This window comes from Saccharothrix sp. S26, assembly GCF_021390395.1.
GTDB lineage: Bacteria > Actinomycetota > Actinomycetes > Mycobacteriales > Pseudonocardiaceae > Actinosynnema.
The window spans coordinates 36,267-59,684 of the sequence record NZ_JAJUWT010000010.1 but is presented as its reverse complement, the minus strand read 5'-3'; the positions used below and the strand labels follow the sequence as shown (position 1 = coordinate 59,684).

18 protein-coding genes are annotated in these 23,418 nt (G+C 71.4%); 11 read left to right on the top strand and 7 right to left on the bottom strand.

The annotated features are described in order from the left end of the window. Position 1 precedes the first annotated feature (1 nt). From LZG04_RS17405 to LZG04_RS17395, 3 genes are all read left to right on the top strand, one after another. Positions 2-451, top strand: coding sequence for a helix-turn-helix transcriptional regulator (locus tag LZG04_RS17405; protein ID WP_233818224.1), 450 nt, complete (start codon positions 2-4; stop codon positions 449-451). Between the two features lie 5 nt (positions 452-456). Continuing rightward, positions 457-867 (top strand): VOC family protein, encoded by a 411-nt coding sequence (locus LZG04_RS17400; protein WP_233818222.1) that lies wholly within the window; start codon positions 457-459, stop codon positions 865-867. A 110-nt stretch (positions 868-977) separates the two neighbouring features. Continuing rightward, a complete protein-coding gene (locus LZG04_RS17395; protein WP_374202832.1) occupies positions 978-3,368 on the top strand; it encodes an ATP-binding cassette domain-containing protein in 2,391 nt (796 codons plus the stop codon). 621 nt (positions 3,369-3,989) lie between these two features. Here the strand turns inward: LZG04_RS17395 and LZG04_RS17390 are convergent. The 4 genes from LZG04_RS17390 to LZG04_RS17375 all read right to left on the bottom strand — a co-directional run bounded on the left by LZG04_RS17390 (position 3,990) and on the right by LZG04_RS17375 (position 8,679). After that, positions 3,990-5,495 carry an alpha-N-arabinofuranosidase gene (locus tag LZG04_RS17390; RefSeq protein ID WP_374202830.1) on the bottom strand — a complete coding sequence of 502 codons (1,506 nt, stop codon included), beginning with the start codon at positions 5,493-5,495 and terminating at the stop codon, positions 3,990-3,992. A 7-nt stretch (positions 5,496-5,502) separates the two neighbouring features. After that, the gene (locus tag LZG04_RS17385) at positions 5,503-6,342 is read right to left on the bottom strand and encodes a carbohydrate ABC transporter permease (RefSeq protein ID WP_233818218.1); all 840 of its coding nucleotides are present in this window, start codon (positions 6,340-6,342) and stop codon (positions 5,503-5,505) included. Further along, positions 6,339-7,301: a carbohydrate ABC transporter permease gene (locus LZG04_RS17380; protein WP_233818216.1), complete on the bottom strand. Its 963-nt coding sequence runs from the start codon at positions 7,299-7,301 to the stop codon at positions 6,339-6,341. Before LZG04_RS17380 ends, LZG04_RS17385 begins: the two co-directional genes overlap by 4 nt. A 67-nt stretch (positions 7,302-7,368) precedes the next feature. Next, on the bottom strand, positions 7,369-8,679 hold the full coding sequence (locus tag LZG04_RS17375; RefSeq protein WP_233818214.1) for an ABC transporter substrate-binding protein: 1,311 nt from the start codon (positions 8,677-8,679) through the stop codon (positions 7,369-7,371). Between the two features lie 382 nt (positions 8,680-9,061). Here LZG04_RS17375 and LZG04_RS17370 point away from each other — a divergent pair, with 382 nt between their 5' ends. The 6 genes from LZG04_RS17370 to LZG04_RS17345 all read left to right on the top strand — a co-directional run bounded on the left by LZG04_RS17370 (position 9,062) and on the right by LZG04_RS17345 (position 18,596). Then, on the top strand, positions 9,062-10,087 hold the full coding sequence (locus LZG04_RS17370) for a LacI family DNA-binding transcriptional regulator (protein ID WP_233818212.1): 1,026 nt from the start codon (positions 9,062-9,064) through the stop codon (positions 10,085-10,087). 272 nt (positions 10,088-10,359) lie between these two features. Beyond that, complete coding sequence (locus LZG04_RS17365; protein ID WP_233818210.1) at positions 10,360-13,410, top strand: glycoside hydrolase family 2 TIM barrel-domain containing protein; 3,051 nt, start codon at positions 10,360-10,362, stop codon at positions 13,408-13,410. Continuing rightward, positions 13,410-16,109: a Tat pathway signal sequence domain protein gene (locus LZG04_RS17360; RefSeq protein ID WP_233818208.1), complete on the top strand. Its 2,700-nt coding sequence runs from the start codon at positions 13,410-13,412 to the stop codon at positions 16,107-16,109. The genes LZG04_RS17365 and LZG04_RS17360 overlap by 1 nt, the downstream gene beginning before the upstream one ends. Positions 16,110-16,281: 172 nt before the next feature. After that, positions 16,282-16,968, top strand: coding sequence for a response regulator transcription factor (locus LZG04_RS17355; RefSeq protein WP_233818206.1), 687 nt, complete (start codon positions 16,282-16,284; stop codon positions 16,966-16,968). Then, positions 16,965-18,368 carry a cell wall metabolism sensor histidine kinase WalK gene (locus tag LZG04_RS17350; protein WP_233818204.1) on the top strand — a complete coding sequence of 468 codons (1,404 nt, stop codon included), beginning with the start codon at positions 16,965-16,967 and terminating at the stop codon, positions 18,366-18,368. Before LZG04_RS17355 ends, LZG04_RS17350 begins: the two co-directional genes overlap by 4 nt. Positions 18,369-18,452: 84 nt before the next feature. Beyond that, positions 18,453-18,596: a hypothetical protein gene (locus LZG04_RS17345; RefSeq protein WP_233818202.1), complete on the top strand. Its 144-nt coding sequence runs from the start codon at positions 18,453-18,455 to the stop codon at positions 18,594-18,596. Here the strand turns inward: LZG04_RS17345 and LZG04_RS17340 are convergent. Beyond that, entirely contained in the window at positions 18,593-18,967 is a 375-nt protein-coding gene (locus tag LZG04_RS17340) for a hypothetical protein (protein ID WP_233818200.1), read from the bottom strand. The genes LZG04_RS17345 and LZG04_RS17340 overlap by 4 nt on opposite strands. A gap of 195 nt (positions 18,968-19,162) precedes the next feature. On the opposite strand from LZG04_RS17340, the gene LZG04_RS17335 reads away from it, so the two are divergent. Then, entirely contained in the window at positions 19,163-20,278 is a 1,116-nt protein-coding gene (locus LZG04_RS17335) for a glycosyltransferase (protein WP_233818199.1), read from the top strand. Position 20,279: 1 nt separating this feature from the next. Here the strand turns inward: LZG04_RS17335 and LZG04_RS17330 are convergent, their stop codons facing one another. Continuing rightward, positions 20,280-20,969, bottom strand: a complete 690-nt coding sequence (locus LZG04_RS17330) for a response regulator transcription factor (protein WP_233818196.1) — start codon at positions 20,967-20,969, stop codon at positions 20,280-20,282. After that, positions 20,966-22,093: a sensor histidine kinase gene (locus tag LZG04_RS17325; RefSeq protein WP_233818195.1), complete on the bottom strand. Its 1,128-nt coding sequence runs from the start codon at positions 22,091-22,093 to the stop codon at positions 20,966-20,968. Before LZG04_RS17325 ends, LZG04_RS17330 begins: the two co-directional genes overlap by 4 nt. Positions 22,094-22,207: 114 nt before the next feature. Between LZG04_RS17325 and LZG04_RS17320 the strand changes: the two genes are divergently transcribed. Then, positions 22,208-23,398: a serine hydrolase gene (locus LZG04_RS17320; protein ID WP_233818193.1), complete on the top strand. Its 1,191-nt coding sequence runs from the start codon at positions 22,208-22,210 to the stop codon at positions 23,396-23,398. Positions 23,399-23,418 lie beyond the last annotated feature (20 nt).

Below are 23,418 nucleotides of genomic sequence, written 5' to 3'. Positions count from 1 at the left end.
CGTGACCAGCAGACCTGCCGAGGCGCACCGCCTGGGCGACCTCGCCCGGTTGCGCCGCGTCCGCGACCGGATCGACCGCGAGTACGCGCAACCGCTGGACGTCGAAGCGCTCGCCCGGGGCGTGAACATGTCCGCCGGGCACCTGAGCCGCCAGTTCCGGCAAGCTTACGGCGAGTCACCGTACTCGTACCTGATGACGCGGCGCATCGAGCGCGCGATGGCGTTGCTGCGGCGCGGCGACCTCAGCGTCACGGAGGTCTGCTTCGCGGTCGGCTGCTCGTCGCTGGGCACGTTCAGCACCCGCTTCACCGAACTGGTCGGCGTGCCGCCCAGCGTCTACCGGCAGGACCCGACGGCCGCGACCGCGGGCATGCCGGCGTGCGTGGCCAAGCAGGTCACCAGACCGGTCAGGAATCGAGAAGCACCCGCCTCCGGGTCGCACCTAGCGTGACGGCCATGGACATCACCATTCACCAGACCTTCCTCCCGCAGGACGACCCGGACGCCGCGCTGGCCTTCTACCGCGACACCCTCGGCTTCGAGGTCCGCAACGACGTCGGCTACGAGGGCCTGCGGTGGATCACGGTCGGTCCCGTCGGCCAGCCCGACACGTCGGTCGTGCTCCACCCGCCCGCCGCCGACCCGGGCGTCACCGAGGAGGAGCGCCGCACCATCACCGAGATGATGGCCAAGGGCACCTACGCCGCCATCAACCTCGCCACCAAGGACCTCGACGGCACGTTCGACAAGCTCCAAGCCTCGGGCGCGGACGTCGTGCAGGAACCGACCGAGCACCCGTACGGCGTCCGCGATTGCGCGTTCCGCGACCCCGCGGGCAACCTGGTCCGCATCCAGCAACTGCGCTGAGCCGTCCACAGCGGACGGTGCCGCCCCCGCTCCCCGTCCGGAGCGGGGCGGCGCACCGACCGAACCCCACACCACCGACCACGCGCGCCGCACAACCAGATGGAGACACGATCAGCATGGCCACGAGGAAGAACGCGCCGTCGCCCGAGCCGCACCCGGCCGACAGCCACGACCTCATCCGCGTGCAGGGCGCGCGCGTCAACAACCTCAAGGACGTCAGCGTCGAGATCCCCAAGCGCAGGCTCACGGTGTTCACCGGTGTGTCCGGCTCGGGCAAGAGCTCGTTGGTGTTCGGCACCATCGCCGCCGAGTCGCAGCGGATGATCAACGAGACGTACAGCGCGTTCGTGCAGGGCTTCATGCCGACGCTGGCGCGGCCCGAGGTGGACGTGCTGGACGGGCTGACCACCGCGATCATCGTCGACCAGGAGCGGCTGGGCGCGAACCCGCGTTCCACGGTCGGCACCGTGACCGACACCAACGCGATGCTGCGCATCCTGTTCAGCAGGCTCGGCACCCCGCACATCGGCCCGCCCAACGCGTACTCGTTCAACGTGCCGTCGGTGCGGGCCAGCGGCGCGATCACGGTGGAGCGCGGCGGCAAGACCAAGGCGGAGAAGGCGACGTTCAACCGGCTCGGCGGCATGTGCCCGCGCTGCGAGGGCATGGGTTCGGTCAACGACATCGACCTCACCGCGCTGTACGACGACGGCAAGTCGCTCAACGAGGGCGCGCTCACCATCCCCGGCTACAGCATGGACGGCTGGTACGGCCGCATCTTCCGCGGCTGCGGCTTCTTCGACCCGGACAAGCCGATCCGCAAGTACAACAAGCGGGAGCTGCACGACCTGCTGCACAAGGAACCCACCAAGATCAAGGTCGAGGGCATCAACCTGACCTACTCGGGCCTGATCCCGTCGATCCAGAAGTCCTACCTGTCCAAGGACGTCGACTCGCTCCAGCCGCACATCCGCGCGTTCGTGGAACGGGCGGTGACGTTCACGACCTGCCCCGACTGCGGCGGCACGCGCCTGGCAAAGGAAGCCCTGTCGTCCAAGATCAAGGGCCGCAACATCGCCGACGTCTGCTCGATGCAGATCAGCGACCTGGCCCAGTGGGTGCGGGAGCTGGACGAGCCTTCGGTCGCGCCGCTGCTGGCGAACCTGAGCCGGACGCTCGACTCCTTCGTGGACATCGGGCTCGGCTACCTCTCGCTGGACCGGCCGTCCGGCACGCTGTCCGGCGGTGAGGCGCAGCGCACCAAGCTCATCCGGCACCTCGGCTCGTCGCTCACCGACGTCACGTACGTCTTCGACGAACCCACGATCGGGTTGCACCCGCACGATATCGACCGGATGAACGCCCTGCTGGTCCAGTTGCGGGACAAGGGCAACACCGTGCTGGTCGTCGAGCACAAGCCCGAGGTGATCGCGATCGCCGACCACGTCGTCGACCTCGGTCCGGCGGCGGGCACGGGTGGTGGCGAGGTGGTGTTCGAGGGCACCGTCGACGGGCTGCGCGCCGCCGACACCCTCACCGGACGGCACCTGGACGACCGCGCGCGGCTGAAGCCCTCGGTTCGGACGCCGTCGGGTGTGCTGGAGGTGCGTGGCGCGAACACGCACAACTTGCGTGACGTCGACGTGGACATCCCGCTGGGCGTGCTGTGCGCCGTCACCGGCGTGGCCGGGTCCGGGAAGAGCTCGCTGATCCACGGCTCGGTCGCGGGCCGCGACGGCGTGGTCGTGATCGACCAGGGCGCGATCCGCGGTTCGCGACGCAGCAACCCGGCCACCTACACCGGGCTGCTGGAGCCGATCCGCAAGGCGTTCGCCAAGGCCAACGGCGTGAAGCCGGCTTTGTTCAGCTCCAACTCCGAGGGCGCGTGCCCGACGTGCAACGGCGCCGGCGTCATCTACACGGAGCTGGGCGTCATGGCCACCGTCGAGTCCACCTGCGAGGACTGCGAGGGCAAGCGGTTCCAGGCGTCGGTGCTGGAGTACACGCTGGGCGGCCGGGACATCGCCGAGGTGCTCGCCATGTCCGTGGTCGAGGCGGAGTCGTTCTTCGGCGAGGGCGAGGCCCGCACCCCGGCCGCGCACAAGATCCTCGACCGGTTGGCCGATGTGGGCCTCGGCTACCTGACCCTGGGGCAGCCGTTGACCACGCTGTCGGGCGGCGAGCGGCAGCGGCTCAAGCTCGCCACGCAGATGGCCGAGCAGGGCGGGGTCTACATCCTGGACGAGCCGACCACGGGCTTGCACTTGGCGGATGTCGAGCAACTGCTCGGCCTGCTCGACCGGCTGGTCGAGTCGGGCAAGTCGGTCATCGTGATCGAGCACCACCAGGCCGTGATGGCGCACGCTGACTGGATCATCGACCTCGGTCCCGGTGCGGGTCATGACGGCGGTCAGGTCGTGTTCGAGGGGACTCCGGCAGAGTTGGTCGCCAAGCGCGCCACGCTGACGGGTGAGCACTTGGCGGCTTATGTCGGAGAGTGATTGGAAGGTCGAAGAGATCGAAAGGTAAAAGCGTCCTCGCCGGACGGGCAGATCAGCAGGATGACCCGAACCGCCCATGGATGTTCCGGTTGGGTGGGTGGTCCGGGTTTCGTGTCATCCCACCGACCTCCACAAGGGCTACCACACGTATCAAGGGGGGCGCCCGCAGTGGACGTGTCAGGCAGAGGTGGACTACGCCCCCCTTGACACGTGCGGTAGGGCTGCGCCAGGTCGGCGGGATGACACGAAGCCCTACTTCTGAAGCAAAGACGCCCAGTGGACGGGGTCGGAAGTCGCCGGCGGGGCCGGGCGTCCGGTCTCGTCCGGCGCGGTGAGGCCGCGATGCGCTTCCCCAATACAGGGAGGGCTTCGTGTCATCCCGCCGACCTGGCTTTGCCCTACCGCACGTGTCAAGGGGGCGTAGTCCACTGCGGGCTACGGCGTTGACCGATGTCGCCCCCTTGACGCGTGTGGTAGCCCGGAGGGAGGTCGGTGGGATGACACGAAACCCGGCCCACGACGCAACCGCAGCATCCAGGGGTAGTTGGGGTCATCCTGCTGATCTGCCCGTCCGGCGAGGACGCTTTTGATCTTTTGATTTTTTATCCTGATCAGCGCCGATCAGGAACCGGACGTGAGCCGGACCGCCGTCCACGACACGGGAGCCAGCACGGTCTGGAGCTCGCCGTCCGCCAGAGCGACGTCCTGGGGCTTGGGCACGACGCGGTCCGGGTCGGATTCCGTGTTGGTGGCCGAGCCGTCCGGGTCGTGAACGGTCCAAGCCTCGGCGACCGTGACGTCGCCGAAGGCGGCCAGGGCGACGCGCAGGTCGACCGGCTCGGTCCGGTGGCGGTTGACCACGAAGACGACCGTGTCGCCGGTCTCCTCGTCGTGCGTGGCGACCGAGTCGACCACCGGGACGTCGCCGAAGCGCTTGGTCGAGTAGGTCGGCGAGGAGGTCTCGACCCGCAGCACCTGGCCGCGCGCCAGGCGCGAGGTCAGCGCGAACGGGTGGAAGGTGGTCTGTCGCCACGCCGGGCCGCCGGGCTCGCTGCGGATCGGCGCGATCACGTTCACCAACTGGGCCTGGCACGCGACGGCGACCCGGTCGCTGTGGCGCAGCAACGAGATCAGCAGGTTGCCCACGACGACCGCGTCGGTGACGTCGTACTGGTCCTCGATCACGCGGGGCGCGATCTCCCATTCCGTGCGCGGCTCGGCGTGGAAGCGCTGCATGTACCAGACGTTCCACTCGTCGAACGACAGCGTGATCTTCTTCTTGCTCTTCAGCCGCGCGCCGACCGCGTCGGCGGTGGCCACCACGCTGTCGATGAAGTGGTCCATGTTGACCGCCGAGGCGAGGAAGCTGTCCACGTCGCCGTCGATCACCTCGTAGTAGGCGTGCAGCGAGATGTGGTCCACCTCGTCGTACGCCAGCTCCAGCACGGTGGACTCCCACTCGCCGAACGTCGGCATGGACGAACTGGAGCTGCCGCACGCCACGAGTTCCAGGTCCGGCTCGGCCTGCCGCAGCGCGCGGGCCGTCTCGGCGGCCAGCCGGCCGTACTCGTGCGCGGTCTTGTGGCCGAGCTGCCACGGGCCGTCCAGCTCGTTGCCCAGGCACCACAGCTTCACGCCGTGCGGCTCCTTCGAGCCGTTGGCGCGGCGCAGGTCGGACAGGTGCGTGCCGCCGTCGTGGTTCATGTACTCGTGCACGTCGAGCGCCTCGGCGACGCCGCGCGTGCCCAGGTTCACCGCGTACATGACCTCGACGTCGGCCTTGCGGGCCCAGCGGACGAACTCGTCGATGCCGACCTCGTTGGTCTCCAGGCTGTGCCACGCGAGCTCACGGCGCACGGGCCGCTGCGCGACGGGGCCGACGCCGTCCTCCCAGCGGTAGCCGGAGACGAAGTTGCCGCCGGGGTAGCGGACCAGCTCGACCCCCATCTCACGGGTCAGCTCCAGCACGTCGCCGCGGAAGCCGTCCTCGTCGGCGGTCGGGTGGCCGGGCTCGTAGATGCCGGTGTAGACGCAACGGCCCATGTGCTCGACGAACGACCCGAAGAGGCGGCGTCGCACGGGCGCGATGACGTAGTCGGGATTGAGGGCAAGGGAGGCGTTGAGCACGGGACTCCTACTTCAGGGCGCCCGCGGCCGCACCGCTGCGCCAGAAGCGCTGCAGCAGGACGAAGGCGACGATGAGCGGGACGATGGCCAGCAGTGCGCCGGTCACCACGAGGTTGAACAACATGCGGGTGCCTGCCTCCTGCTGAGCGGTGTTGAACCAGGTGGTCAGGCCCACGGTGAGCGGGTACAGGTCGGCGTCGCTGAGCATCACCAGCGGCAGGAAGTAATTGTTCCAGGTGGCGACCAGGGTGAACAGGAAGACCGTGACGATGGCGGGTCGCATCATCGGCACCACGATCTGCCAGAAGATCCGCAGCTCACCCGCCCGGTCGATGCGGGCGGCGTCGATCAGCTCCACCGGCACGCTCTCGTCCACGTACACCCGGATGAGGTACGCGCCGAAGGGGCTGAGCAGCGAGGGCAGCACGACCGCCCACATCGTGTCGACCAGCTCCACCTCGGACAGGATCAGGTACGTCGGCAGCACCAGGGCGGTCGCCGGCACCATGATCATGCCCAGCAGCGCCGTCTCGAACAACCGCCGGCCCGGGAACCGGAACCGCGCCAGGCCGTAGCCCGCCGCGGCCGCCAAGGCGGTTGCGCCCACCGCGCTCAGGCCCGAGTACAACGCCGTGTTGACCAGCCACTGGCCGTACACGCCGTCGTCCTCGCGGAACAGCTGCCCGATGTTGTCGAACAGGTTGAACTCGGCGAACCACAGCGCCGGGCTGTCCAGCAGGTCCGGCTGGCTCTTGGTGGCCGCGATGACCACCCACAGCAGCGGGACGACGAAGTAGAGGATGCCCGCGCCCATCAACAGGTGCGGGAGCCGGGTCTTCACCTTCATGAGCGCGCCACCCGCCTGCGGTTGTTGACGATCACGAACGCGTAAGCCACCACGAACACCAGGAAGCCGAGGGCGAAGGAGAGCGCGGCGGAGTAGTGGAAGTCCGAGTACGCGAACGCCTGGTTGTAGGCGTAGAGGTTGGGCGTGTACCCGGCCGAGATCTGCGGCGCGAACCGGGCCATGATCTGCGGCTCGGTGAAGAACTGCATGGTGCCGATGACGGTGAAGATCGCGGCCAGCGAGATCGCCTGCTTGATCGCGGGCACCTTGACCCGCAGCGCGACCTGCACCGGCGTGGCGCCGTCGACCACCGCGGCCTCGTGCAGCTCGCGCGGCACGCCCTGCAACGCCGAGTACAGGATGATCATGTTGTAGCCGGTCCACGCCCACGTCACGATGTTGCCCAGCGACACCAGCAGCAACGAGACGCTGAAGAAGTCGATCGGCTCGCCGCCCACGAGCGTCGGCAGGTCGGCGAACGGGCCGAACGTGCGGCTGTAGAGGAAGCCCCACATGAGCGCACCGACCACGGCGGGCACGGCGTAGGGCATGAACGCGATGAGCCGGAACGCCAGGGCGAACCTGGTCGTGACGGCGTCCAGCGCGAGCGCGCCGGCCAGCGCGATGCCGAGCATGACCGGGATCTGCACGAGCCCGAACAGCACGACCCGCAGCAGCCCGTCGAGCAGCACCGGGTCGGTGAACGCGCGCACGTAGTTGTCGACGCCGCTGAACCGCGTGCCCAGCGCCAGGCTCTTGCTGGACAGGCTGAGCCAGAACGCGTAGCCCAGCGGCACGACCAGGAACGCGACGACGACGAGGAAGAACGGCAGGACGAACAACATCCCGGCCACGGGGCGCGCGGTGACCCGGCGCGACCGCCGCCGCGCGCGGGACTCGGCCGGTGCGGCCGGTGGGTCGTCGGCCTCGGGCGCCGTGATCGGCAGGGACCGCGTCACGGTGGACCTCCTGACTGGGCCTGGGCGTGGGTACGGCGGCCCGTCGCGGTGACGGGCCGCCCGGACGTCACTTGCTGACCTTGAAGCCCTGCTGCTCGGCGTAGGCCACCACGTTCTTCTGCGTCTCCTCCAGCACCGTGCCCCACGGCCTGCTGCCCGACAACGCCTCGGCGCTGCGGTCGTTCAGCTCGCCGTACACGAAGTCCTGGAACGGGGTGAACTGGAAGTCGCCCAGCTTCTCCGACACGGGCACGAAGATCTCGTTCACCTTCTGGCCGTTGAAGAAGTCGTAGGCCTTGCCGGTGAACGCCGGGTCGGCCGCGACGTCCTTGACCAGCGGGTAGAGGAACGCCTTGTCCAGCCCGATCTCCCAGGCCGCCTTCGACCTGCCGAACAGCTCGCGCGCCACGGTGGTGGCGGCCTTCGGGTTGCGGGCCTGCTTGGTCACGGTGAACGTGGAGCCGCCCCAGTCGCCCTGCTCGTCCGCGCCGGCCGTCCACTGCGGCATCGGCGCGACCGCCCACTTGCCGGCGGTGTTCTTCAGCGAGCCCGCCAGGTAGCCGGGCGTCCAGCCCGCCGCGGCCCACGTCCAGTACTTGCCCGAGTCCAGCGCGGCGGTGGCGTCGGCGGTGAAGAACGGGTCCTTGGCCATGAGCCCCTTGTCGACCAGGTCGCCGACCAGGTCGACCACCCGCTCGCACTCCGGCGCGGTCAGGTTGATCTTCACCTGGTCCTTGGCGGTGGTGTGCGAGTAGCCGTACGGGCGGCAGCCGGACTGCCACATCAGGCCGTTGAGCCAGCCGCCGTCGCTGCCGAAGCTCGCGATGTGCGCGGCCGGGTCGGCCGCCTTGATCTTCACGGCCGCCTCGGCGTACTCGGCCCACGTGGTCGGCACGGGGATGCCGTGCTGGTCGAACAGGTCCTTGCGGTACATCAGCGCCATCGGGCCGCCGTCGACCGGGATCGCGTAGACCTTCTCGCCGTCGGTGGCCTGTTGCCAGGCCCACTCGGCGTAGAGGTCCTTGTCCTCGTTGGCGCCGTGCTCGCCCATGTCCGCGAGGGCGTCGAGGATGACGAACGTGGGGATCTGCTGGAACTCGATCATCGCCACGTCCGGAGCTCCCTTGCCGGCCGTGATCGCGGTCTTGAGCTTGGCGTAGTGGTCCGCCCCGGTGCCGGCGTTGGTCCACTCGACCTTGATGTCGGGGTGGGAGGCGTTGAACGCCTCGACCACCCCCTTGAACTCCGGGTACCAGGCCCAGACGGACACCGTCACGGGTCCGTCGTCGCCGCCCGCCCCGCCGCACGCGGCCACGGCGAGCAGGCCGCAGGCGGCGAGCCCTCCTCGGAGTTTCGCCAACCAGGTGGTGCCGAGCATGAGTGCGCCTTTCCGTCGCGGCACGCGTCCGGGCATGCCACGACCGCGATCACGGTGCGTGAACGAGACGGACAGGGAAAGCGGCGCCCCCGCGAGGCGCGTGCTGGTGCCGTGAGGTCGGGTCCGGGTGTCGCACCACGGCCGGCGGGTCCGGGGGACCTTGCCGTGTCTGCCACCGTGGCACCGGGTATTGCTGCGCTGCAAAGCACTATGGACGGCCTTTTGCCGCGCTGCAAGACCTCACCTGGAGTTAATTGAAACGATATTTGAGACGGGTACGGCTCGCCGGCGGTCGGGGCTTGTCGCGGCCGGGACCGCCGTGCACACTCCTTTGCAGCGCTGTAGCGGTGGGGCCGCCGCGCCGGTCCGACGGAGGGGAACGATGCGCGACGCCACGCTGCGTGACGTAGCAGAGCTCGCGGGCGTGTCCGCGCGGACGGTCTCGAACGTCGTCAACGGCTACGCCAGGGTCACCGAGCGGACCCGGGAGAAGGTGGAGCGGGCGATCAAGGAGCTGGGCTACCGGCCCAACGTGCTCGCCCGCAACCTCGCCAACGGGCGGTCCGGGCAGATCGCCGTGGTCGTGCCCTACCTGGACACGCCGTACTTCGCCGAGCTGTTGCAGGCGATCATCCCGCGGGCGCGCGAGCGCGGCTACAACGTCCTGATCGACCAGACCGACGGCGACCCGGCGCACGAGCGCGAGCTGATCCGGCGCGGCGCGCGGGCCCTGCTGTTCGACGGCATGATCTTCAGCCCGCTCGGGTTGGCGCAGGAGGACCTGGACGACGGTGATCCCACGCTGCCGCTGGTCGTGCTCGGGGAGCGGTCGTCCAACGGCACGTTCGACCACGTCGGCATCGACGACGTGGCCGCGTCCCGGGAGGCGACCGCGCACCTGATCGGCCTGGGCCGACGCCGGATCGCGGCGATCGGCGACCAGCCGTACCCGACCGGCGAGGCCGCGCAACTGCGCACGTCGGGCTACCGGCAGGCCCACGCCGAGGCCGGGTTGCCGGTGGACGAGTCGTTGATCATCCGCACGCCTCGGTTCAACCGGGCCGACGGCTCGGGCGCGATGCGCCGGCTGCTCGACCGCGCCGACCCGCCGGACGCCGTGTTCTGCTACAGCGACCTGGTCGCGCTCGGCGCGCTGCACGTGGCGCTGGAACGGGGGCTGCGCGTGCCGGAGGACATCGCGCTCATCGGCTACGACGACATCGAGGACGGCCGCTACTCCAACCCGACGATCAGCACCATCTCGCCGGACAAGGTGACCATAGCGACCACGGCGGTGGAGCGGCTGCTGGCGCGCATCGGCAGCACCGAACCGTTGCCGGGCGTCGAGGTCCGCGCCGGCCACCGCCTGATCGCCCGGCAGAGCACCCTGGGCCGCGCCGCTCCCTGACCCGAACGTTCAACTCACCCGTTCCGAACGTAGGACACACGCGTACTGAACGTAGGACACACGCGTTCTGAACGTAGGACACACGCGTTCTGGACGTAGGACTCGCGGGATCGAGGCGGGCAGCGAGCGAGAAAGCGCTTTCCTGGAGTATTGACACTCACGGCGACCAGCGGCAGCATCCTGTGTCGTCCTGTCGCTCTGCGAAGTTCTCTGATCGGTGTTGTTGGTTCACGACGCGTAGAACCGGGGTGCTGGTGGACGGACACAGGCGCGTGCTCGCTGTGGTCATCGCGGTCGTCGTGGCGGCGGGGTCGGTGACCAGTCCGGCGGCGACGGGCGAGCCGGCCGCGCACCCCGTCCGGAACGAGAGCTTCGACGCCTCGTGGAAGTTCGCCCTGGCCAACACGACCGGAGACGAAGAACCGGCGTACGCCGACGCCGACGAGCCCGACTTCGACGACTCGGCGTGGCGCGTGCTGAACCTGCCGCACGACTGGTCGATCGAGCAGCCGATGACGCCCGCCGCGGGCAGCGGCACGGGCTACTTCCCCGGTGGCCTCGGCTGGTACCGCAAGACGTTCACGTTGCCGCGCTCGACCGCGGACAAGAAGGTGTCGCTGGAGTTCGACGGCGTCTACATGGACTCCGAGGTCTACCTCAACGGCACGCTGGTCACCGCGCACCCCTACGGCTACACGGGTTTCGCGGTCGACCTGGCGGCGGCGCACAAGGACGGCCGGACGCCGAACGTCGTCGCGGTGAAGGTGCGCAACAAGCTGCCGAGCAGCCGCTGGTACTCCGGCAGCGGCATTCACCGGCACGTCGACCTGGTCGTCACCGACCGCGTGCACGTCGCCCGGCACGGCACGTTCGTCACCACCCCGGACGTCGAACGCGAGGTCGCGTCCGGGCACGCCACCGCGCACGTCCGCACCGACGTGGTCAACGGCCGCGCCGCCGGGGACATCGCTGTGCGATACCGCATCAAGGACGCCGACGGGCGCGTCGTCGCACGTCACCGCGCCGAAGTGGCCGGGACGACCGCGGAAGCCGACATCCGCGTGCCCTCGCCGAGGTTGTGGTCCATGGCGGACCCCCACCTCTACGCGTTGGAGACCGAGGTGACGGTCGCGGGCAGGCGGGTGGACGCCACGAGCACCCGGTTCGGCTTCCGCTGGGTGCGGTTCGACGCGAACGAGGGCTTCTTCGTCAACGGCGAGTACCACAAGCTCCAGGGCGTCGACCTGCACCACGACCAGGGCGCGCTGGGCTCGGCGGTCAACCGGGACGCGCTGGCCCGGCAGTTCCGGCTGATGAAGGGCATGGGCGTCAACGCCTTCCGCACCTCGCACAACCCGCCGTCGCCCGAGCAGGTCGAGCTCTGCGAGGAGCTGGGCATCGTGATGATGGTGGAGGCGTTCGACACCTGGCGGCGGCCGAAGCTCGCCTACGACTACGGCCGGTTCTTCGAGGCCAACAGCAGCGCGGACATCAAGGAGATGGTGCACGCGGCGAAGAACTCCCCCGCCGTGGTGCTGTGGTCGGTCGGCAACGAGATCCCGGACTTCCACTCGGTGCCGTTCGGCCCGGACACCGCCCGACGCCTGGCCGCCGACATCCGGTCGATCGACACCAGCCGGCCGATCGTGTTCGGCTCGGACGCCTACCGCCGGGTGCCCGCCACGGGTTCCGGCCCGGACCGGATCCTCGCCGAGCTGGACGGCCTGGGCCTGAACTACAACACGGCCGCCTCGGTGGACGCCTTGCACGCCAAGTACCCGGACAAGTTCATCTTCGAGTCCGAGTCGTCGTCCTCCACGTCCACGCGCGGCTCGTACCAGGACCCGCTGCTGGTCAACACCGGTGAGAACCACACGCCAGGCAAGCGCGAGGTGTCCTCGTACGACAACAACATGGCGTCGTGGACGTTGAGCGGTGAGTACGGGCTGAAGAAGGACCGGGACCGCAAGTTCTTCCTCGGCCAGTTCCTGTGGGCGGGCATGGACTACATCGGCGAGCCGACGCCGTACGACGGCGTGTTCCCGGTGCGCACCTCCCACTTCGGCGCGATGGACACCGCGGGCTTCCCCAAGGACCTGTACTACCTGTTCAAGAGCCAGTGGACGACCGACCCGATGGTGCACGTCGTGCCGATGAACTGGACCGACCACGAGGTCGGCGAGCCGGTGCAGGTCTGGGCCTACGCGAACGTGGACACCGTGGAGCTGTTCCTCAACGGCAGGTCGCTCGGCGTGCGGAAGTTCGACCGCAAGAAGACCACGTACGGCAAGGAGTACCTGGAGACGACCGAGCCGACCGGTGACGACAAGACCGTCACCACCGGGCCGTTCCCCGGCAGCTACACCAGCCCCAACGGCAGCGCGGGCAAGCTGCACCTGACGTGGACCGTGCCGTTCGAGCCGGGCGAGCTGGTGGCGGTCGCGCGCGAGGGCGGCAAGCAGGTCGCGCGGGACGTGGTGCGCACGGCCGGCGCGGCGGCGGAGGTCAAGCTGACGCCGGACCGGAAGGTCGTCACGGCGGACGGCCGGTCGCTCACCTACGTCACCGCGGACGTGGTCGACCGCTACGGCGTGGTCGTGCCGAACGCGGCGAACCGGGTGACGTTCTCCGTCACCGGCGGTCGGCTCGTGGGCGTGGACAACGGGCGGCCGGAGAGCGTGGAGCCGTACCAGTCCGACGGCATGACCGCGTTCCACGGCAAGGTGCTGGCGATCGTGCAGTCGGACGCGCGCGGCGGCCCCATCACGGTCGAGGCGTCGTCGCCGGGTCTGCGGTCCGGCCGCGCGTCCGTCCTCGCCGTCCCGCGCGGGCCGAAGGGGCCGGGCGGCTTGACCCCGATCCTCCAGCCCGCGCCAACCCCGGGAACGCCGGTGGTCGACGCGAGCTACAGCGGCCGGGCGAGCACCGTGCCGGCCGCCATGGTGGACGGCGACCCGGCCACCCGCTGGTCGAACGCCTACACCAAGCAGGCCACCCAGGTGCTGCCCGCCGTGTCGTCGGCGCACGCGAGCGACTGGGTGTCGGTGGGGTGGCCGAGGGCACGCCGGGTCGACGGGGTGACGTCCTCCTTCACCGTGGACGCCTCGCACCAGCTCCCCGCCTCGATCCGGGTCGAGCACTGGGACGGCTCGGCCTGGGCCCCGGTGGCGGACGCCCGGGTCGAGTGGGCCGGCACCACGGGCCGCGTCACGTTCGACCCGGTGACCACGACGCGGATCCGGCTCACCCTGACCAGCCGCGCGCCCGGCACGCCGACCGGGTTCCTCGGCATCGACGAACTGCGAGTGGACGGGAGCGCGTGATGGCGAAGGTGAACCGTCGGACCTTCCTCGGTGGCGTGGCCGCGGCCTACGCGCTGCCGTTCGGCACGGGGACCGCGCGGGCAGCGCCGGTCGAACCACCGCGGCACGCCTCGCTCGCGTGGCTGGAAGGCGGCACGCCCGCCACGCACGCCGGCACCACGTGGGGCGTGCCGTGGCCGCGGGGCGCGTTCCCGAAGGACCAGACGTTCTCGCTGGTCACGGCGACGGGCGAGCGGGTTCCGGTGCAGACCTGGGCCACCGGTGTCTGGCCGGACGGCTCGCTGAAGTGGAGCGCCCACGCGATCAGCGGGCCGACCGCCGCCGCCGGGTACCGGCTGGAGCCCGGTCCGGCTCAGGCGCCCGCGCAGGCGGTGACGGTGCAGGACAAGGCCGAGCACGTCGTGGTGCGCACCGGCGTGATCGAGGTGACCGTGCGCAAGCGGGGCGCGGACCTGGTCGAGCGGATCGTGCGCGACGGCCGACCGGTCGTGCAACGCGGGCACCTGGTGTGCCTGCGGCAGGACCACGAGGACGAGGAGACCGGCGGCGCGAAGCGGGAGAAGTTCGTCAGCGAGGTGCGCAACGTCATCGTGGAGCAGAGTGGTCCGGTGCGGGCCGTGCTGCGGGTCGACGGGGTGCACCGGGGGAAGCGGCGCGAGTGGCTGCCGTTCACCGTGCGGCTGTACTTCTTCGCGGGCACGGACGGCATCCGGATGACCCACACGTTCGTCTGGGACGGCACGGAGGACGACTGCCTGCGCGGTCTGGGCATCCGGTTCGACGTGCCGATGCGCGACGAGCTGTACGACCGGCACGTCCGGTTCGGCGGCGAGGAGGGCGGGTTGCTGCGCGAGGCCGTGCGCGGCATCACCGGCCTGCGCCGCGATCCCGGCGCGGCCGTGCGCGCCGCCCAGGTCGCCGGTGCGAAGCTGCCGCCGGTGTCCACTTGGGACACGCGGGTGAGCGGGAGGCTGCACCTGATCCCGGCGTGGGGCGACTACAGCCTCAGCCAGCTCACCGCGGACGGGTTCGCGATCCGCAAGCGCACCAAGCCCGGCCACACGTGGGTCGACGTGGACGCGGGACGGCGGGCGTCCGGTTTCGGCTACGTCGGCGGCGCGAGCGGCGGCCTGGCGTTCGGGCTGCGCGACTTCTGGCGGCTGCACCCGACCCAGCTCGACGTGCGCGGCGCGGCCGGCGAGAAGGCCGAGGTGACGGTGTGGCTGTGGTCGCCGGACGCGCGGCCGATGGACCTGCGGTTCTACCACGACGGCCTGGGCATGGACACGTTCCCGGAGCAGTTGGAGGGCTTGCAGATCACCTACGAGGACTACGAGCCGGGGTTCGGCACGGCCTACGGCGTGGCGCGCACCAGCGAGCTGACGCTGTGGGCGCTCGGTTCCACGCCCGACGACGCGAGCCTGGCCGCCATGGCGCAGGCGGTGCGGACCCCGCCGCTGCTGGTCGCGTCGCCGGAGCACCTGCACGCGGCGGGCGTGTTCGGCGACTGGTCGTTGGTGGACCGCTCCACGCCGGCGCGCGCGGCGATCGAGGACCGGCTGGACTTCCTCTTCGACTACCACCGCGACCAGGTGGAGCAGCGCCGCTGGTACGGGTTCTGGAACTACGGCGACGTGATGCACACCTACGACGCGGACCGCCACCAGTGGCGCTACGACGTGGGCGGCTACGCGTGGGACAACTCGGAGCTGTCGACCGACCTGTGGCTCTGGTACGCCTACCTGCGCAGCGGGCGGGCGGACGTGTTCCGGATGGCCGAGGCGATGACGCGGCACACCGGCGAGGTCGACGTCTACCACCTCGGCCAGTGGAAGGACCTCGGGAGCAGGCACAACGTCCTGCACTGGGGGTGCAGCGCGAAGCAGCTGCGCATCAGCACGGCGGCCAACCGCCGGTTCTACTACTTCCTCACCGCCGACGAGCGGGTCGGCGACCTGCTGCGCGAGCTGGTGGACGCGGACCGCACGTTCGTCGCGCTCGACCCGTTGCGCAAGATCCGCACCGAGCCGTACACGCCGGACCCGAAAGCGCTCGCGGTCGGCCTGGGCACGGACTGGGGCGCGTTGGCGGCGGCGTGGCTGACCGAGTGGGAACGCGGCGGCGACCCCGTGGCGCGGCAGAAGCTGCTGGGCACGATCGAGGACATCGGGGCGCTGAAGAACGGCTTCGTGACCGGTGAGGCGTTGTACAACCTCGAGACGGGCCGGTTCGCCACCGACCGCGTGCAGGTGAGCGTGTCGCACCTGTCTGCGGTGTTCGGGTTGGCCGAGATCTGCAGCGAGCTGATCTCGATCGTCGACCAGCCCGCGTTCGAGAAGGCGTGGTTGCAGTACTGCCGGCTCTACGGCGCGACCAAGGAGGAGCAGCAGGCCGAGGTCGGCGGCTCGTGGAACGTCGGCTTCCGCCAGATGCACTCCCGCCTCACCGCGTACGCGGCGGCGCGGACCGGGGACGCGGCGCTGGCCCGGCGGGCGTGGGACGAGTTCTTCGCGGGCCAGGACGGGTACGGCCCCGGCCTGCCGTGGCGGACGACCAGGGTGGAAGGGCCGAACGCGCTGCGCCCGGTGGACGAGGCGGTGTTCGTGTCGACCAACGCCTCCGCCCAGTACGGGCTCGCCGCGATCCAGAACCTGGCGCTGGTGGGCGACGCGCTGCCCCCGCAGCGGGTCGACCGGTAGTCGCCGTGCCCGGGTGCGCCGACGACGCACCCGGGCACAGCCGGTCGCCACCCCTCGAATCCCCCTGGCGACCGGCGTCCCGAATCATGGCGCACACGTCCTGAAGCCACCCTGAAAGAACCTGAAACGGACTTCAGGCACGACGGGGCTTCCTCACGGCATAGTGGCGCCCATGCGGGTTCTGGTGGTCGAGGACGACCGGCGATTGGCCGAGCTGCTCAGCCGCGGCCTCACCGCGGAGGGGTTCGCGGTCGACGTGGAGCACGACGGCCGCGACGGGCTGTGGCGGGCCACCGAGCACGCCTACGACGTCGTCGTGCTCGACGTGATGCTGCCGTCGCTGAACGGGTACCGCGTGTGCGAGCGACTGCGTGCCGCCGGGGTGTGGACGCCGATCCTCATGCTCACGGCCAAGGACGGCGAGCTGGACGAGGCCGAGGGGTTGGACACGGGCGCGGACGACTACCTGACCAAGCCGTTCTCGTACGTGGTGCTGGTGGCCCGGCTGCGCGCGCTCGTCCGCCGGGGCGGGGTGGCGCGGCCGGCCGTGCTGCGCGCGGGCGACCTCGAACTGGACCCGGCGCTGCGGGTGTGCCGCCGCCGCGGCGTGCCGATCCCGTTGACGGCCAAGGAGTTCGCCGTGCTGGAGTTCCTGGCGCGCCACCGCGACCAGGTGGTGACCAAGGCCGAGGTCATCGCCGGGGTGTGGGACTCGCGGCAGGACCCGGACCCGAACCTCGTCGAGGTCTACGTCTCGGCGCTGCGGCGCAAGGTCGACGCGCCGTTCGAGCGGCGGAGCATCACCACGGTCCGGGGCGTCGGGTACTGCCTGCGCGGCGACGGCGGGGCGGGCGCGTGAGCGGGCGGCGGTCGCTGCGGGTCAGCGTGACGGTGGTGGCGACGGTGGTGATCGCGCTGCCGCTGCTCGGGATCGCCGCCGTGGCCGCGGTGTTCCTGCGCGACCAGGCGATGCGGTTCGAGACCGCGCCGACCAAGCTCGCCGTCATCTGCCTCTCCGGCGCGCTCAGCACCGACATGACGGGCACGCCGACCCGCCGGACCTCCGGCAAGGTGTCGCTCGGCGAGGAGTGCGCGGGCGGGGAGCACGAGGTCGAGATCACCTCGCGGCGGATCGGGGACTACGCCATCTCCGGGCTCGCGGACGCCGACCGGGTCGTGTTCCTCGAAGCGCGGTACAACTCCGTGGCGCACATCCCGCAGCTGTCGCTGTGGCCGTTCACCGATCCGCGCGCCATCGACGCCTTCTGGATCGGCGACACCGGTGAAGGCGGCCCGGACCAGCCGAGCTTGCGCTTCCCCGGGCCGGTGCTGGACGAGGTCGTCGCGGCGCAGACGACGCTCAACCACCGGGTGCTGGGCCTGTTCGGCGGCGCGGTGGCGCTCACGGCCCTGTTCGCGTTCGTGGTGTGGTTCGCCACCGGCCGGGTGCTGCGGCCGGTGCAGGCGATCCGGCGGGAGCTCGCCGACATCACCGGGCACGACCTGGCCCGCCGCGTGCCCGTGCCCGGCACGCGCAACGAGATCGCCCGCCTGGCCGTCACGGTGAACGCCACGCTGGACCGGTTGCAGGCGGCGGTGGAGGAGAACCGGCGGTTCGTCGCCGACGCGTCGCACGAGCTGCGCAGCCCCATCGCCGCGCTGCGCGCCGAACTGGAGATCGCGCACGCCCACCCCGACCTGACCGACTGGCGCGCCGTGGTCGACGGCGCCCTCCGGGACACCTACCGGCTGCAACAGCTCGCCGGCGACCTGCTGCTGCTCGCCCGGCTCGACCACGCGCCCGCGGCGGCCTCGGACGACGTGGTCGACCTGGTCGAGCTGGTGCGCACCGAGACCGCGCGCCGGGGCGACCGCGTCCCGGCCCTCGACCTGGGCGACCGGCCCGTGCGGGTGCGCGGCAGCCGTCCCCTGCTGGCACGCCTGCTCGCCAACCTGCTGGACAACGCCGAGCGCCACGCCGCCGACCGCGTCACGGTCCGCCTCACCGAGGCCGACGGGGTGGCGTGGCTGCACGTGGTGGACGACGGCCCCGGCATCCCGCCCGAGGACCGCGAGCGGGTCTTCGAGCGCTTCACCCGCCTGGACGACGCCCGCACCCGGGAGACCGGCGGCACCGGCCTGGGCCTGCCCATCGCGCGCCGGATCGCCCGGCTGCACCGCGGCGCGCTCGACGTGGCCGACGCGCCGGACCACGGCGGTGCGTGCCTCACGGCCACCTTGCCGGTGGTGAGTGGCTAACCGCGGAAGCGTGGCACGACCAGGCCGGACGCGTCGGCCGCGACGACCGCCTGGTGAGTCCGGCGGTTGCGGCGGGTCAGCCCGATGACGGCGGGGCTCGCGGTGCGGGCCACCGAGCACGTCGGGAGCCTGCCGATCAGCCCGTGGGCGGGGCTGGGCGAGCTGGGGCTGTGGGCGACGGGGGCGTTGCTGGTCGGCGGTCTGCTGCTGCGGCTGCGTGACGCCTAGGTCCGCGTCGGCCGGGGCAGCAGCAGGTGCACGGCGAAGCCCGCCACGGTCGTCAGCACCACCTGGTAGAGGATCGACATCCGCGGGTCGCTGCCGACCGTGAACACCGCGTCCAGCCCGGTCGTCACCACGCCCGCGAGGGTGAGCAGGCCGGTCACGTGCCAACCGAAGAACGCGGCCACCCAGGCGACCAGGGGCCAGCGGTTGCGGCCGGGCCGGCGCAGCACCAGGTACACCGACACCGCGGCGGCGAGGTTGAACAGCACGCCGATGATCCGGATCTCCGCCAGGTCGCCGGACAACAACGTGGAAAGCGTTTGCGCGACGACGAGCGCGAGCACCGACCAGCAGCCGACCCGAATCTTGTCCACGGCGCGGATGCTAGGTCACCCACCCGGACCGGTGCCCGCTCGGCCCCGTGCGACGAGCGGCGGGGTGATCCGCGCGCGGGACGTGCGGGCCGGGGTGGGCCCGACGACCCGGGGAGGTCTGGCGGCCGAGAGCCGGGTCGGTGATGGGGTGAGCCCGCGCCGACCAGGCCGGGTGGCCTTCCCTAGGCTGGTCGGATGCGCGTGTTGTTCACCTTCATCGGCGGGTTGGGGCACTTCCAGCCCTTGGTGCCGCTCGCCTCCGCCGTGGTCGCGGCCGGGCACACCGTGGCGGTCGCGGCGGGGCCGGAGCGGTGCGGGGCGGTCGCGGCGGCCGGGTTCACCGCACTGCCGGTCGGCGAGGGACGTTCGGAACGGGTGCGGGTCGGGCCGTTGCCGACGCCCGACCGGGAGCGGGACGCCGCGGAGCTGCGGGACGGGTTCGTGCGGCGGGGCGCGGCCGGGCGGGTGCCGCTGTACCTGGAGCTGTTCGACCGGTGGCGGCCCGATGTGGTCGTGTGCGAGGAAGTGGACTTCGGCAGCGTGCTCGCGGCCGAGAAGCTCGGGCTGCCCTTCGCCAACGCGCAGGTGATCGCGTCGGGGTCGTTCGTGCGGCCGGACGTGGTCGGCGAGGCGATCGGCGAGCTGCGCGCCGGACTCGGCCTGCCGCCCGACCCCGACCTGACTATGCGGCACCGGAACCTGATGATCTCGCCGTTCCCGCCGAGCTTCCGCGACCCGGCGTTCCCGTTGCCGGACACGGCTTTCCCGATCCGGCCGCCGGTGGGCCCGGTGGGCCGTTCCGACCGGACGACCGTCTACTTCACCCTGGGCACGGAGTTCAACACGGAGTCGGGTGACCTGTTCCCGCGCGTGCTGGCCGGGCTGGGCGACCTGCCGGTGGACGTGGTCGCCACGGTCGGCCGGCACGTCGACCCGGCCGCATTCGGCCCGCAACGGCCCGGCGTGCGCGTCGAGCGCTACCTGCCGCAGGACGCCGTGCTGCCGCGCTGCGACCTGGTGGTCTCGCACGGCGGTTCGGGCAGCGTCATCGGCGCGTTGGCGCACGGCCTGCCGACCGTGCTGCTGCCGATGGGCGCCGACCAGCCGCAGAACGCCGACCAGGTCGCCCGGCTGGGCGTCGGCCGGGCGCTGGACCCCGTCGCCGCGACCCCGGACGACGTGCGCGCGGCGGTCGCCGAGGTGCTGGGCGATTCCGCCTACCGGCAGGCGGCGGCACGCGTGCGGGCCGAGATGCTCGACCTCCCCGAGCCGGCACGGGCGGTGCCGTTGTTGGCGCGGCTGGCGGCCTGACCTACCCGGGCCGCTGCGCCGTGGGCACGACGAGGCCGCTCTCGTACGCCACCACGACCGCCTGCGCGCGGCTGGACAGGCCCAGCTTGCCCATCATGCGCTTGACGTGCGTCTTCACCGTCGCCTCGCTGAGCACCAGGCGCTGGGCGATCTGGCCGTTGGTCAGCCCGTTGCCGACCAGGCGCAGCACCTCGGTCTCCCGCGCGGTCAGCGCCGCCAGTTGCGGCGCGCCCACGGCGGTGGCGCGGTGGTGCTGGGCGTAGGTCTCGATCAGCCGGTGGGTGATGTGCGGCGCGACCAGGATGTCGCCCGCGGCGATGGCGGCGACGGCGGAGAGGATCCGCTCCGGCGGGGTGTCCTTGACCAGGAAGCCCGACGCGCCCTCCCCCAACGCGGTGTAGACGTACTCGGGCAGGTCGAACGTGGTCAGCACGACGATGCGCGGCGGGTCGTCGTCGGACCGGTCCCGGTGCGCGGCGAGGATCGCGCGGGTGGCGGAGATGCCGTCCAGCACGGGCATCCGGACGTCCATCAGGATCACGTCGGGCGAGGTCCGCGCCGCCGCGGCCACGGCCCGCTCGCCGTCGGCGGCCTCGCCCACGACCTCGAAGCCCGGCGCGGCGGTGAACAGGGCGACCAGGCCCGCGCGGATGAGCGCCTGGTCGTCGACGACGAGCACGCGGATGGTCACCCCGCCGCCACCTCGCCCATCGGCAGCCGCAGGACCACGCCGAACCCGCCCTCGGCCCGCGGACCCGCGGTGAGCACGCCCCCGTACAGCTCGGCGCGTTCCCGCATGCCGCGGATGCCGTGCGACTGGTGGTCGGGGTCGCCCGGCCGGGTCGCCCGGCCGTCGTCGGTCACCTTGAGCACCAGGGTCTGCTCCCCGTAGTCGACGTCGACCCGCGCGGTGGCGGGCCCGGCGTGCTTGAGCACGTTGGTCAACGACTCCTGCACCACCCGGTACGCGCACAGGTCCGGCCCGGGGCGCAGCTCGCGCGCCTGGCCGGTGACCACCACGTCCACCGGCAGCCCGGCGCCGCGGGCGCGGGCGACCAGGTCGTCCAACGCCGCCAGGCCGGGCTGCGGCCGGTAGTCGTCGTCGTGGTCCACCCGCAGCACGTCGAGCAGCCGTCGCATCTCGGTCAACGCCTCGCGGCTGGTGTCGCCGACGGTGGTGATCGCCGCGCGCGCCGTCGCCAGGTCGCTGTCCAGCACGTACCGCGCCACGCCTGCCTGCAACGAGATCACCGACATGTGGTGGGCGACGATGTCGTGCAGCTCCCGCGCGATGCGCACCCGTTCGTCGGCGACCGCGCGCGCCGCCTGCTCGGCCAGCCGCTCGGCCCGGTGCGCCCACCGCCGGGTGCCCTCGCCGAGCATCCACGCGCCGACCACGACCAGCACCGACTGCGCCACCTCCGACCACGCGGCCCCCTCGACCCGCAGGAACGCCACGACCACCACCACCGTGGCCACCGCGAACACCACCGCGGCCACGAGCCGGGACCGCAGGGTGGCCACGGTGAACATGCCGACCAGCACACCCACCCCGCCGCTGGGCAGGCCGCCGAAGTCGAACAGGCTGTAGGCCGTCACCGCGCCCAGCATCACCGCCGTGGTGGCGACCGGCGCGAGCTGGCGCAGCGCGATCGGCACGACGGTGAGCGCGGCCAGCACGTACGCCACCGGGTCGTGCGCGCCGCTCTGGTTCGCCGTGGTCACCACGGTCAACGTGGTCAGCACCACCGCGAGCAGCAGGTCCAGCCGGATCGGCTTGAGGTTCGCCAGCACCAGCCCACGGTAGTCGCGCACCGCGTCCCCCGTCGCCACCCCGTGGGCGGATCCCGCACTACCCCTGCGGGGGTAGGTGGAGTTGCCGTCGTGGGGCGACGACGCGGGCACGCCGCGTGCCTAGCGTTCGGTGCCATGAAACGACTCCTCGCGACAGCGGTGATCGCGACCCTGACCCTGACCGCGGCGGGCACGGCCAACGCCGGGCACCGCACCGACACCAAGACCCTCCAACGGCACGCTGACGCGTTGCTGGCCCAAGGTGCACCCGGCGTGCTGGTCGAGGTGGACACCCCGCGCGGTGACGTGCGGGTGCGCAGCGGCTACGGCGACGTGGACCGGCGCACGCCCGTGCCGTGGCAGGCGCGGTTCCGCATCGGCAGCTACACCAAGACGTTCGTGGCGGCGACCGTGCTGCAACTGGTCGGCGAGGGTCGACTGTCCCTTGAGGACACCGTCGAGCGGTGGCTGCCCGGTGTCGTCTCGGGCAACGGCAACGACGGCGCGAAGATCACCGTGCGGCAGCTCTTGCAGCACACCAGCGGCCTGCACAACTACGTGGGCAGCATGCCGGAGCTGTTCCTGGAGAAGGAGTTCCCGAACGTCCGGACCCGCACCTACCGGCCGGAGCAGCTCGTCGCGCTGGCGATGCGGCAACAGCCGGACTTCCGCCCCGGGGAGAGGTGGAACTACTCCAACACCGGGTACGTCCTGGCCGGCATGGTCATCGAACGCGTCACCGGCCACACCTGGCAGCACGAGGTGCGCGAGCGCATCGTGGAGCCGCTCGGCCTGCGCGACACCTCCCTGCCGGGCACGTCACCCTGGCTGCCCAAGCCCCACGCCACGGCCTACGAGCGGTTCCCGGAGAAGGGCTTGGAGGCCGACCCGAACGACCCGCGGTGGGGTCGGGCGATCGACGTGACGCACTACAACCCGTCGTGGGGCGGCGCGGCCGGTGACATGATCAGCACCACCGAGGACGGCAACCGGTTCCTCAAGGCGCTGCTCGGCGGCGAGGTGCTGCGGCCGGCGCAGCTCGCCGAGATGACGAAGACGGTGGCCGCGCCCGCGCTGGACCCGGCGTGGCCCGGTGCCAGGTACGGCCTCGGCATCATGTGGGTTCCGAGCTCGTGCGGCGGCTACTGGTCGCACGGCGGCGACATCCCCGGCTTCAAGACCCGCAACGGCGTGACGCCGGACGGCGCGCGCAGCGTGGTGGTGTCGATCAACACCGACTCGATGGTCGCCCGGCCGGGCGCGCCGACGCCGACCAAGGACGTCACCGCCGACCTGGTCGACCACGCGCTCTGCGGCCTGAAGTGATTCCTCGCGGTGGTGGGGCG